The sequence below is a fragment of the Bacillus sp. FJAT-42315 genome, assembly GCF_002797375.1.
GTDB lineage: Bacteria > Bacillota > Bacilli > Bacillales > Domibacillaceae > Bacillus_CE.
Map to the genome: position 1 here is coordinate 1,903,343 of NZ_KZ454941.1, position 11,938 is coordinate 1,915,280.

Here is an 11,938-nt window from a genome sequence, read left to right on the forward strand (position 1 = left end):
CCACTGTAAGTCAGAGCAACCTGAAACATGCCACTGTGAATAACGGGAAGGCTCAGGAAGTGTAGAAGACAAGTCAGGAGACCTGCCCGTTTAATGAACACGAAATAACCTACGGGATATAGGGGATGTTGACGGAAAATGTGATCGTTATGCTAGCTTTATGCATAGACAATCTTTTTGTGAGCATTTAAACTCTCCGGGTTTAAATGCTCTTTTTATTTGTCAAAAAAATATATGACATGATGTGAAGGGGGAATCACCGATCAAGCAAGTACAAACAGTTTCCATCGAAAAAAGAAAGAAACCTATCGTCAATTATAAGTTGTCGCTTTTTCTTTTTTTTTTAATTAGTGTTCTTGTTGTTTCTATTACGATCGCGGTTATGGTAGGGCCTGTATCGATTCATCCGCTGACAGTATGGAAGATTGCTCTGTCAAAAACCTTTTCTCTTGAAGGGGTTATTACGAGGGATTGGTCAGCCGCTCAAGAAAATATTATCTGGAATTTAAGATTTCCGAGAGTACTATTAGGTGTCATTGCCGGTGCCGGCTTAGCGATCATCGGAACAGCCGTTCAAGCGCTTGTGCGCAATTCATTAGCCGACCCGTACATATTAGGTGTATCTTCTGGGGCATCGGTTGGTGCTACGTTAGTGATTATATTTGGAGCCTTTTCTATATTTGGTCAGTATGCGTTAACGATGTCGGCCTTTATCGGCTCCTTACTTTCTATCATTCTCGTTTATTTTCTAGCTCAAGTGGGCGGAAAGATTTCAACAGTGAGGCTGTTATTAGCGGGGATCGCTATTTCTATGGTTCTTTCTGCGATCACTAGCTTTATTGTGATATCAGCGCCCCAAGAAGAAGGAATAAGAAACGCGATGTTTTGGATGATGGGAAGTCTCGCTGGAGCTAAGTGGGAGTATATTCCTATACCCGCACTCGTCATCTGTTTAGGATTTCTTTTTTTATGGTCTCAATATCGGGCGTTGAACATTTTGTTAATGGGGGAAGATGCAGCGGTTACATTAGGAGTGAATGTCGAAACATTTAGAAAAATATTGGTTGTCACTACTGCTTTAATGACAGGTGTGCTCGTATCTGTATGTGGTTCCATTGGCTTTCTTGGCTTAATGGTGCCTCACATTGTTCGCTTAATGGTCGGATCGGATCATCGCAAAGTGTTACCGATCAGCGCTTTAGTCGGGGCGATCTTCTTAGTGTGGGCCGATATATTTGCCAAACAAGTGATTTCTCCTGAAGAAATGCCGATTGGGATTGTGACAGCACTTTGTGGTGGGCCATTCTTTCTATGGATGTTAAGAAGAAGCCACTACGCTTTTGGAGGGGAGAAATAAGGTGAACATCTCTGTACAAAATATAAGCTCAAGTATTGAAAAGAAACCACTACTGAAAAACGTTCATGTGGATATTGCTTCAGGAGAGTTTGTTGGTCTCATTGGGCCGAACGGAAGCGGCAAATCAACCCTTTTGAAAAACATCTACCGCGTGCTCAAGCCTGATGCGGGAATGATCACACTAGATGACGAAAATATTTTCAAGCTTTCCTCGCGAAATGTTGCCCAAAAATTAGCGGTTGTTAGTCAAGAAACACCGTCGTTATTTGATTTTACCGTAGCTGAAATTGTCTCGATGGGCCGCTCTCCACATAAAAAATTTCTGGAAGCGGATTCAAAAAAAGACCATCAAGTGATTGATCATTGTCTTCAAAAGGTGGGAATGACGAATTTCATTCATACACCGTTCACCTCCTTATCAGGGGGAGAGAAACAAAGAGTGATGATCGCTCGTGCACTCGCTCAAGAAGCACAAGTGCTAGTATTAGACGAACCGACGAATCATTTAGATATTCATCATCAACTCCAAATACTAGATCTTGTTCGTAAGCTCAATATGACGGTCTTCGCCGCTTTGCATGATTTGAATTTAGCAGCTGCTTATTGCGATTGCATCTATGTCATTGAGAACGGCGAAATCATTACATCGGGTGCACCATCTGAAGTGCTGACAACAGACATGCTCAAGGAAGTTTTTCGAGTGGAAGCCGATATTATCGTTCATCCGTTGACGAACAAAATCCATATTACTTATTTGTCTGAAGAGATGATCAAGCAGTCGGAAAGAGAGGTGATTTAATGTCAATCACCACTTGTCAAGTATGCGGATTTATTTACGATGAATGGGCGGGAGATACAAAAAATGGCGTTCCTAAAGGGACATCCTTACATGAGTTGGCTGGCAGCTTGTGTAATAGATGCGGGTTGCAAGGGGAAAGACATCTGAAAGAGCCAACTGCTGTTTACGAAAGCATGGAAGCGAATTATTACGATCAATTTGCAGGGAAGTCAGGGATCTCCTTTTATTGCGACTTCCTTGCAAATGGTGACCCTCAGCAACAAGTGTTAGAAATAGGGGTTGGTACAGGGCGAATCGCTGTTGAACTTTGCCGAAAAGGGATACCGGTAACTGGCATCGATCATAGTGGTGACATGTTAAAGATCGCTAACAAAAAAGCGAAAGCTCTTCTTAAACATCAGCCTAATTTACTTAAATTGATCGAAATGGATGTTCAGCAGCTAGAGCTTAATCAAACCTTTCCACATATTATTTTGCCTGATGGGATACTTCAGCATTTTACTATCATGAGTGAGCAAGTGGCTATTTTACAAAGAATACATAGCCATTTAAAGCAAGACGGAAGGATAGCTGTGGACATTATTTTACCGCCCATAAGCAAAGAGTGGACGTTTCGTCACCGAAAAAAATTAATGAATCAGCAAGAAATACACGTAGATGTTCAAGGAGAAACCTCTTTGACGAGACAAATTTATCGCTATGAAGCCACCTTTGAAAAGTTTGTTCAACGTCAAAGCAAAGAGCGATATCGAGTGGATCGCGAGCTAAGCCTTATGCTCCCTAAAGAAGCGGCGCTTTTATTAGAGAGCCAAGGATTTAAGGTGGTGAAGATGGTGAATAATTATCAACTCCATCATATACAAGGATGGCAATCGTCTTATCCTTTATTAAAAACAGATGAAAACTCACAAGAAGATGTTCATGAGTTTAAAGAGAGTGTTTGGAGCAATGGAGGATATCCATTCAGCGGGATAGTCGAAGAAAAACATGCAGCTCCCGTTGAATATTGGACGATTATTGCCAAAAAACAAGGATAAAAGGAGAGAAAAAAATGAAAAAGTTAAAGCAAAGTATATTTACAAGTATGGTCGCTTTATTGTTATTAATCACAACAGCATGTAACCAATCCGCATCACCGACAGAGAAACCGGCTGACAAGAATACCGAAGCAGCCGAGCCAGTTACGATTGAAAATATGTACAGAACGCTGACCTTTGAAGAAGCACCTAAACGAGCTGTAACGTTAAATCAACACACAACGGAAATTATGCTTGCTCTCGGTTTAGAAGATTCGATGGTAGGTACGGCCTATTTAGATGACGAAATTTTGCCAGAGTATAAAGAAGCTTATGAGAACATCAAAGTGCTATCTGATCAATACCCGAGCCAAGAAGTATTTTTAGGGGTAGAACCAGATTTCGCGTATGCTGGTTGGCAAAGCGCCTTTACAGACAAGGCGTTAGGAACAGTAGAACAGCTTGAACAATTCGGCGTCAAATCTTATTCACAACAATCTTCGAGTATGTCAGGTCCGACGATGGACGATGTATTTACAGACATTTTAAACATTGGACGCATTTTTAGAGTAGAAGATCGAGCGGAAACGTTAGTTCAAAACATGAAAGAAGGAATGACTGCCGTTCATGAAAAGGTGAAAGACGTGGAAGATCCTATCAGTGTATTCGTTTATGATGGTGGAGAAAAAGAACCGACTACGGCTGGCCAAAATTTCTTAAATGAGCTGATTACGTTAGCCGGGGGCTCAAATATTTTTAACGATATTGAAAAAGGCTGGGCAACCGCTTCTTGGGAAGAAGTAGTCAACCGCAACCCAGAAATCATTGTCATCATTGACTATGGTGATACAACGGTCGACCAGAAAAAAGAGTTTTTATTAAGACATCCTGCATTAAAGGACGTCGAAGCCATTAAAAACAAACGTTTCGTCACTTTGCCATTATCGGCGGGAGCGGAAGGTGTTAGAGGTCCAACGGCCATTGAAACGCTAGCTAAGGCTTTTTATCCAGAGAAATTTTAACAGAAAAAGATTAGTAAAATAATCTGAAACATTATCCTCTCTCATACGTACATAATAGTAGGTGAAATTATTTTAGTAATAGGAGAGGATAAAAATGGAAGGTTTAAACACGCCATCTAATGATGAAAGACTTTTAGCGGCAGCGATTTATGTCTCAAGCTTATTTACAGTTTTTATCGGTCCGTTAGTGATTTGGCTCATTAAAAAAGACGAGTCATCATTTGTGGACTACCATGGGAAAGAATATTTTAACTTTCTTATTTCATACGGAATTTATGTCTTCATCAGTTCTATTTTAGTGATTATTTTAATTGGTGCCTTGTTTCTATGGATATTAGGTATACTTGTAGTGATTTTCACAATTATTGCGGCTATTCGAGCTTACGAAGGAAAAAGATATCAAATTCCATTTGTCATTAGAATTATTCGTTGATCTTAAGGGGATTGTCTAAAAAGCCCTATGTCGACTAATAAGTATTCAAATTTAAACCCCCAAAATGTTGATTTTACGGCATTCTGGGGGTTTATCTTCTTCATTGTGTATGAAAATAGACTTCCTAATACATAGTTTTTCAGCACCTATTGAAGCAGGTGACCATGACACAATAAATTTTCTGTGAATCTACTTTCAAATCTACTTTGCTCATTTGATTGATTCAATTTAGAATTCATTCCTTTCATCTAGTTTTCAGTCAATAAAGTGCTCAACCTCCATATTTGTTCAATATTTTGAGGGTTTGCCGCGTATTTAGGGTAGCTACTTGAACCAAATAGGTTTGTCAATTGAGCGAAGCCTTTTTCAGTTGTTGATGGTTGAACAATCTCTCTCTTATGGTTGATCAGTTGGCCGGTAATATTGTTAAATTCATCCGAAGTACAAATGTGAAAATAGTTATCGGCTTTGGGTCGAAGAAATGTTTAATGTTTGTCGTGCAAGCATGAAGGATTCTCGGGTCCGATGATTTTGCGAGGTGATCTACCAACAAACGAGTCATCAAAAAAGGACCAAATGTGTTAGTAGCAAAAGACAATTCGATATGCTCAGGACTAAGTTTATACTCTTTTTCTCCATGATTTAAATAGGCGGCATTATGTATCAGGATGTCCAATCCCCGAATTTGCGCCAGTAATTATAACGATTTTATCTTTCATTGCGAACCTCCTGTTTTTCCACAATATTTGGTCCTTTAATCAGTTTGACGATGAAGCATACTTTTCAATTCGACAATTACTATGTAATTTCCTATGGTCCTTTTATCTCTTTTGTTAGTTGAATAAGCAATTAATATGATGCTAGACTAAAAATTAGATACAGATTGTTAGAATGAAAATAAGTGAGAGTGGGCTTCTAATAGTATGGATTCAGTCTCTTTAATTCAAGGTGGGTGAGCAGCAAGCAAAATGAAAAAAATATTAATGAAGTATATGACTCAACTGACAACGCTTAGTGAGGAGGAACAACAGGCAATCGTTAAAGAGCTATGTATAGAAGAATATAAAAAAGGAACAGTGCTCCTTAGACAAGGAGATGTTCCGACTAAATGTTATTTCGTATTGAAGGGCTGTGTTAGGCAGTATTCTGTAGATGAAGCTGGAAAAGAGGTCACATCTAATTTCTACACAGAAGAACAAGCCATTGCCAATTTCAATCACCATAAGCAAGACCAGCCATCGGCGTATTCTTTCACTTGTTTAGAAGACTGTATATTGGTTGTTGGTGACCTTGATGTTGAAAAGGACATGTATAACAAATATACACAATTAGAAACGATGACACGCAAAATGATTGAGGAAAAACTTGGTGAGGTACAAGATGAATTAGCTTCATTTATCGCATCTACACCTGAAGAACGCTATAAATCATTATTGCAGAAACGACCTTATTTAATCGACCGTGTACCTCAACATCAGCTGGCGAGTTATCTTGGTATTACTCCTGAGTCATTAAGTAGAATCAAGAAGCGGATCAATAAAGGGTATCTTTAGAGAGTTTTCCTCCTCTGAACAGTAGCCATATTCCAAAGCCTAGTTCCCCCGCAATCATCGGTACAATAAATACAAGATTAAGTATTGAAATGACCTCATCGTATTGTGGAAGAAACGCTTTGCCCAGGTGAATGACAATATAGCCTATTGAAGCAACTAACAATAAAATGCTGATAACTTTAGGGATGTTTTCTGATTTGAAAGCTAAATAGCCGACAATCATGAGATGCCCACCAAAAATGATCAAACCAATAGACCAAATAGATTCAAATGCTTGTAAAAACAGCATGATAAGTGCTTGGAGTTGATCCGTTTTCAATAATGATAAATAGTCTGTGTTGATCGTGAGAAGCAACACAAAGATCAAGTTCAGTATGGCCATTCCTAATATCGTTGCATAGGTAAGACGGAGCCACGCACCGAGCAATGAAAGGCTTTGGTGAATAGGCTTTATGAAAAGATAGAATGCCCAGGCGACCACAATGTCACTGATCAGGATGATGATCCAACCGATGATTTCGGCTTTGAAAAGGGTAGTTGAGGATGTGATGTTGTGAAATGTGGCCTCGGCATCGCCTGGCACAACGAGGCTTTCATGAGCAAAGCCATAAGAAAAAAAGGCAGCAAGTGTCATAATGACAAGTGATATGCCAGCAGTCAGGGCATATTTTCGCTGGTTCGATCGTTCTTTTGTTGAGCTTTCCATAGTATAACCCCCTATATTTTATTGTTACTTTCATGTTAATAGGAAGGTTATGTCGGGTCATTGACTTAAATCAAGAGTGAAAATTATTTTTCTGCTATTTTTTTAATTCTTTTGCACGATGGATAATAAAATGTCTCATATATTTTTCTAAAAATAGTTTATCCGCTATTTTTCCAAGAACGCCAAGAGGAGATTTATAATTGAAGGTGTCTTTCATGATCGTTCCTGCGTTTTAGCTGTTGTTTCTGTGTGCACCTCTACGTTTCTGGCAAGATCAAAACAAACATTGATGGGTGCTTCAATATAAATCTCATGTTTAATGATCGGCATATTTTTATGAGCTCCTTCATTTGTCATTTCGAGAGGGAAATCTCTTTATTAAGGCTGAAGATTGAATCTGTCATCATCATTCCATTATCAGAAAGGACCTCTCAAAAGTCAGTTTTAATGATTTTTGAGAGGATTCGTCTTCGCACCATTTATTAGCACAAGAACTTAAAATAAGATCGTGATTTATTGATCTCCTTCAGCTAGCATTATTTCTAGCCTTTTTTTCACTAAAGGCCACTCACTGTCAATAATACTGTAAAAAACGGAATCTCGGAATGTTCCATCTTTACGTATCATGTGATTTCTTAATATACCTTCTTTTACTCCTCCTATTCGTTCAATCGCTTTTTGAGAACGGATATTTCGTTCGTCGGTTTTAAATTGAACTCGAATCAAATTCAAGACTTCAAAACAATAGCGCAATAGTTTGTGGCAGGTGATCCCAAATTCCATTACTTGTACAAATATCATATAAACCTCGAATATGCTCTTTGCTCATAGGGATGATGCAAATTTTGTTACCAATTAAATGATCAAGGGCAATATCCATCTTTTAACCTCCTTTCTTTCCATTTATTTCTTCCTCTCATTCAACAAATACCTTAACTGTCTCGTACTGATCCCTAGTCGTTTCGCCGCTTCCTTTCGATTGCCGAGTGTGTCCTTTAGTGATTTCGTAATAAAGGCTTTCATGGCTTCGCTTTCTAACTGCTTAATTTTCTGCTGGATTTCATCAAGCTTCATTTCTTGCGGGCTGTTCCAAGCGTCCAATAGCTGTTGCTGCCAAGTTTCTACATAGTTTTCAAAGCTTGGTGTCGGCAGTGGTATAGAAGTAGAAGCAGCTACCGGGCGGCAAAGTAATTTTTCAGGAAGCAGTTCTGGTGGAATGATCGTCATTTCTCCGTCCGCTAAGGCGATCGTTCGTTTGAGAACATTTACAAGCTCTCGGACATTTCCCGGCCAGTCATAGTCACAAAGGATGGCCATTGCTTCTTTGGAAAAATGGAGGGGGACTTTCGCTTGTGTGAAATAAAAATCAATAAACTTAGGGAGGTCATCGATCCTTTCTCTTAGTGGAGGAATCGTCAATTTAATGACGTCTAGCCGATAGAGCAAGTCTTCTCGGAATCTTTTTTCTTTGACCGCTTCATGTAAATCGACATGTGTTGCCGCAATTAAGCGAGTATGGGTGCGCTCGGTCACTTCGCTTCCGACTTTCATATATTCCCCTGTTTCTAATACACGCAATAACTTCACTTGGACGGAAGAAGAGGCCTCACCAATTTCATCAAGAAATAAAGTCCCTTTGGAGGCGAGTTCAAAATAACCTTTACGATCCTTTAATGCTCCTGTAAAGGCACCTTTCGTATGGCCGAATAATTCGCTTTCTAATAAATGCTCGGAAATGGCTCCACAGTTAATGCCAACAAAGTGTTCCTTCGCTCGCTTGCTAGCTTCATGGATAAAATGAGCAAGCACTTCTTTCCCAGTGCCGGTTTCTCCTTGAATGAGTACGGTCATATTTTTTTGTGCGAACTTATAAGCGAGCATAAATAACTGTCTCATTTGCGAATTATTTCCGATAAAGCAGTTTAGCTCGTTTGCGATATATAGGGCATCTTGATGAGAGGAGGGAAGCTGAGTGTCGATTAATTGCTCAGCTAGCCGCTCAATGTCCTCGATATCCTCAAACGGCTTCTCAATAAAATCACTCGCCCCAATTTGAATCGCTTCGACCGCCATTTTGACGGTGCTATATCCGGTCATAATGACGGATTGACAATGAGGCTGATTCGCTTTTAATGTACGTAAAATATCCAATCCATTTCGATCGGGCAAACGAACATCAATGAAAGCTAGATCAAAACGTCGATCAGTGATCAATTGATCAAATTCTTTACCGCTCACTCCATGAGTGACTTCATGCCCTTTGTCCTCAAATAAATGAGTGAGAAAGCGGCCTACTTCTATTTCGTCATCAATAATTAAGATTTGTGCCATCGTTTCACCTGCTTTTCTAAAGATGAGAAGGGATTATGTACATGGAAGCAACAGTTGAAAACGACTGCCAACTCCAGGTTCACTAGTGACCGTCAATGTCCCACCATGGGTTTCCGCAATGCCAAGGCTAACAGATAAGCCAAGGCCTGTACCATGGATCGCTGATTTCGTCGTAAAAAAAGGACTGAATATTTCGTTTGTTCGCGCTGGATCTATGCCACAGCCGTTATCGTCGACCATCAATGATATCCACTGTTTTCCTTCGTGTTCCGCTGACTTCGTTTCAATGAGAATCCTTTTTTCGTCTTCTATCTCTGACAATGCATCTTTCGCGTTAATTAAAAGGTTTAAGACGATTTGTCCAATTTGTTGAACACTACCTTCAATGAACGGTAAATCTTGTTGTAGCCCCGTTTGAATATAAATATTTTCTTTTCGAATTTGATTGCCGACAAGACTTAACGCTTGTTCGACCGCTTCATTAACCGAGCATTGTTCAAACAGAAATTCATCCTGCCTTGAAAATGTAAGTAAGCTACGAATAATGTTTCGGCAGCGAATTCCGCATTGATGAATATCCGTTAATAGGTGATACGTTCGATCATTTTCAGATTGCTTTCGCAACAACAACTGAGCATTGCCTAAAATAGCGGTTAACGGATTGTTTAATTCATGAGCCACTCCAGCGGCCATCTCGCCAAGAGCCGCTAGTTTTCCTGAATGGAGTAGTTGCGCTTCAAAGCGCCGTTTTTCGGTAAAATCCTTCAAATAAATGATCACGGCGTAGAGGTCGCCAGAGTCATTGAAAACGGGAAAGCAAGAGCATACCATGACTTTTTCATGTAAAATTAATTCACCATCGATGGGAGTCTCGCTTTCCATACATTGTTTGAAAAAATTATTTTCCGTTAATGGAAACAATAGCTCTTCAATGGAGTGTTGTTTGAACGGTTTTTCTTGAAAGAATTGCTTAGCCGATTGATTGTATTGTAAAATCCGCCCTGTTAAATCAACAACAAAAATGACGTCTGATACTGCGCGGAACGTTTCTTCCCATTGTTGATGACTACTGAGCACTTCATTATAAAGTCGCGCATTTTCAATACAAACCGCAATTTGGTCAGAAAGTTGTTCGAAAAACCTTTGATCTGATGATTCATTCCAGCCTTTTTCTTTTCCTCCCAAAGTTAAAACGCCAATAATATTGCCTTTGCTAATTAAGGGGAATACCCAAACACTACCGACTTGTAACAAAGACAAGGCTTCTTCTTCAAAATAAGTACCGCCTCTGTTGCCTATTTCGTAATAGCAAGGTTGACCGCTTTTTAGTGCTAACCAATAAAGTGAATCGCTTTTTGGTAAAATGCTATTGGGTGATAATACAACGGAATCAGCAGGGTACACGTTAGATAACACTAAGTCATTGCCGTTATATAATGACAGGCTGACTCGTTTGATAGGAAAGATCGTTTGCAGCTTATCCATAATATGCTTTAACATCTCATCCATCGACATATCGATATTAAAGCTCTTCGTCACATCGTTAATAATCTCAAGCTGCATATTTTTCTTTTGTAGTTCATTTACAGTTTTTTTCAGTTCGGTATAATAGCTTTTTTTCGAGGACTGAACGCCTGTCAATAAGTCGATCATTTCTTTTCTGTTCATGTTCAAGGTGTCCTCCCTAAAACCCTTTTCTTAACAATTCCTCGACTTGTTTCGCATGAATGTCCCGAGGGTTCGTAATCATACAAGCATCTTGTAGAGCGACTTCGGCCGTCGTTTCAATGGCTGACTCTTCAAATCCCATATCCGACAAACGTTGAGGGGCGCCAATATCTAAAGAGAGCTGTTTCACATGAGCAATCGCTTTTCTTCCTGCTTCTTCAGGTGACAACCCCCGAGTGTCTTCACCTAATAATTGAGCGATTTCCATAAATTTTTTCGGAGCGGCCAGGAAGTTAAATTCCATCACATATGGAAGTAAGACGGAGTTCACATCGCCATGGAGCATCGGGTATTTCCCGCCAATCGCATGGGACATTGCATGTACCGCTCCTAAAATCGCATTGGAAAAAGCAAGCCCCGCCTGCAAACTAGCCATCGCCATTTTTTCTTTTGCTTCTTTATTGTATTGGGATGCAACAGAAGGGCGTAAATATTCAGCGACAAGCATCATCGCATTTTTTGCTTGTACATCGGTCAATGGCGTCGCCGCTAAACTAACAAATGATTCAATTGCATGTGTCAACACATCAAGTCCAGTAGAGGCAGTTAATTTAGCATTTTTCGTTGTTAATGTTTCAGGGTCGATCAAGGCGATATCCGGCACTAGCGACTTAGAAACGATCGTCATTTTTTTTTCCCTTTTTGAATCAACAATTACAAAAAAATTGAGATACTTCCGAGCCGGACCCTGCAGTCGTTGGCACCATCACAAGCGGTGGAAGGGGAAGTTCGATGCGGTCGACTCCTTCATAATCGGAAATGGTTCCTCCATTTGAAGCTAAGATGGCAACGGCTTTTGCCACATCAATGACACTTCCACCACCGACGCCAATAAGAGCGTCACATTCGTTATTTATATAAACATTTGCTCCTTTTTCTGCTTCAAAGTCTTTCGGATTAATGGTAATATCTTGATAACATGCATAGCTCAAACCAGCATCAACACAGCTTTTGATCACAATTTCTAGCCATCCTGCTTGAATGACACCCTCA

At 39.8% G+C, this 11,938-nt stretch carries 11 protein-coding genes, 3 pseudogenes and 1 riboswitch (1 of these 15 only partly in view); of the genes and pseudogenes, 6 read left to right on the forward strand and 8 right to left on the reverse strand.

The genetic code is table 11. The features are described 5' to 3' along the window. A riboswitch (cobalamin riboswitch) is annotated at nucleotides 1-104 on the forward strand (it extends 82 nt beyond the left edge of the window). 203 nt (nucleotides 105-307) lie between these two features. The 5 genes from CEF22_RS09355 to CEF22_RS09375 all read left to right on the forward strand — a co-directional run bounded on the left by CEF22_RS09355 (nucleotide 308) and on the right by CEF22_RS09375 (nucleotide 4,627). Beyond that, nucleotides 308-1,357, forward strand: a complete 1,050-nt coding sequence (locus CEF22_RS09355; RefSeq protein ID WP_269799396.1) for a FecCD family ABC transporter permease — start codon at nucleotides 308-310, stop codon at nucleotides 1,355-1,357. 1 nt (nucleotide 1,358) lies between these two features. Continuing rightward, nucleotides 1,359-2,156: an ABC transporter ATP-binding protein gene (locus CEF22_RS09360; protein ID WP_100402647.1), complete on the forward strand. Its 798-nt coding sequence runs from the start codon at nucleotides 1,359-1,361 to the stop codon at nucleotides 2,154-2,156. Then, nucleotides 2,156-3,193, forward strand: a complete 1,038-nt coding sequence (locus CEF22_RS09365; RefSeq protein ID WP_100402648.1) for a methyltransferase domain-containing protein — start codon at nucleotides 2,156-2,158, stop codon at nucleotides 3,191-3,193. The genes CEF22_RS09360 and CEF22_RS09365 overlap by 1 nt, the downstream gene beginning before the upstream one ends. 14 nt (nucleotides 3,194-3,207) lie before the next feature. Further along, nucleotides 3,208-4,194 carry an ABC transporter substrate-binding protein gene (locus CEF22_RS09370; RefSeq protein ID WP_100402649.1) on the forward strand — a complete coding sequence of 329 codons (987 nt, stop codon included), beginning with the start codon at nucleotides 3,208-3,210 and terminating at the stop codon, nucleotides 4,192-4,194. Nucleotides 4,195-4,288: 94 nt separating this feature from the next. Further along, nucleotides 4,289-4,627: a DUF4870 domain-containing protein gene (locus CEF22_RS09375; RefSeq protein ID WP_100402650.1), complete on the forward strand. Its 339-nt coding sequence runs from the start codon at nucleotides 4,289-4,291 to the stop codon at nucleotides 4,625-4,627. A gap of 406 nt (nucleotides 4,628-5,033) precedes the next feature. Here CEF22_RS09375 and CEF22_RS18845 read toward each other — a convergent pair whose 3' ends face one another. Continuing rightward, nucleotides 5,034-5,303, reverse strand: coding sequence for an SDR family NAD(P)-dependent oxidoreductase (locus tag CEF22_RS18845; protein WP_232726092.1), 270 nt, complete (start codon nucleotides 5,301-5,303; stop codon nucleotides 5,034-5,036). A gap of 292 nt (nucleotides 5,304-5,595) precedes the next feature. Here CEF22_RS18845 and CEF22_RS09385 point away from each other — a divergent pair, with 292 nt between their 5' ends. Next, nucleotides 5,596-6,180 carry a Crp/Fnr family transcriptional regulator gene (locus CEF22_RS09385; protein WP_100402651.1) on the forward strand — a complete coding sequence of 195 codons (585 nt, stop codon included), beginning with the start codon at nucleotides 5,596-5,598 and terminating at the stop codon, nucleotides 6,178-6,180. Here CEF22_RS09385 and CEF22_RS09390 read toward each other — a convergent pair. From CEF22_RS09390 to CEF22_RS18685, 7 genes and pseudogenes are all read right to left on the reverse strand, one after another. Further along, nucleotides 6,161-6,886, reverse strand: a complete 726-nt coding sequence (locus tag CEF22_RS09390; RefSeq protein ID WP_100402652.1) for a DUF4386 domain-containing protein — start codon at nucleotides 6,884-6,886, stop codon at nucleotides 6,161-6,163. The two genes, CEF22_RS09385 and CEF22_RS09390, sit on opposite strands and share 20 nt — an antisense overlap. A gap of 94 nt (nucleotides 6,887-6,980) precedes the next feature. Next, nucleotides 6,981-7,216, reverse strand: a pseudogene (locus CEF22_RS09395) (hypothetical protein). A 183-nt stretch (nucleotides 7,217-7,399) separates the two neighbouring features. Beyond that, nucleotides 7,400-7,642 (reverse strand): annotated as a pseudogene (locus CEF22_RS09400) (GNAT family N-acetyltransferase); the annotation flags it as partial. Beyond that, nucleotides 7,623-7,766 carry a hypothetical protein gene (locus CEF22_RS18850; RefSeq protein WP_232726220.1) on the reverse strand — a complete coding sequence of 48 codons (144 nt, stop codon included), beginning with the start codon at nucleotides 7,764-7,766 and terminating at the stop codon, nucleotides 7,623-7,625. The gene CEF22_RS18850 and the pseudogene CEF22_RS09400, both read right to left, overlap by 20 nt. Before the next feature lie 23 nt (nucleotides 7,767-7,789). Beyond that, nucleotides 7,790-9,217, reverse strand: coding sequence for a sigma-54-dependent transcriptional regulator (locus tag CEF22_RS09405; RefSeq protein WP_100402653.1), 1,428 nt, complete (start codon nucleotides 9,215-9,217; stop codon nucleotides 7,790-7,792). A 33-nt stretch (nucleotides 9,218-9,250) separates the two neighbouring features. Further along, the gene (locus CEF22_RS09410; protein ID WP_100402654.1) at nucleotides 9,251-10,885 is read right to left on the reverse strand and encodes a GAF domain-containing sensor histidine kinase; all 1,635 of its coding nucleotides are present in this window, start codon (nucleotides 10,883-10,885) and stop codon (nucleotides 9,251-9,253) included. Nucleotides 10,886-10,901: 16 nt separating this feature from the next. Continuing rightward, nucleotides 10,902-11,938: pseudogene (locus CEF22_RS18685) on the reverse strand (iron-containing alcohol dehydrogenase); the annotation flags it as partial.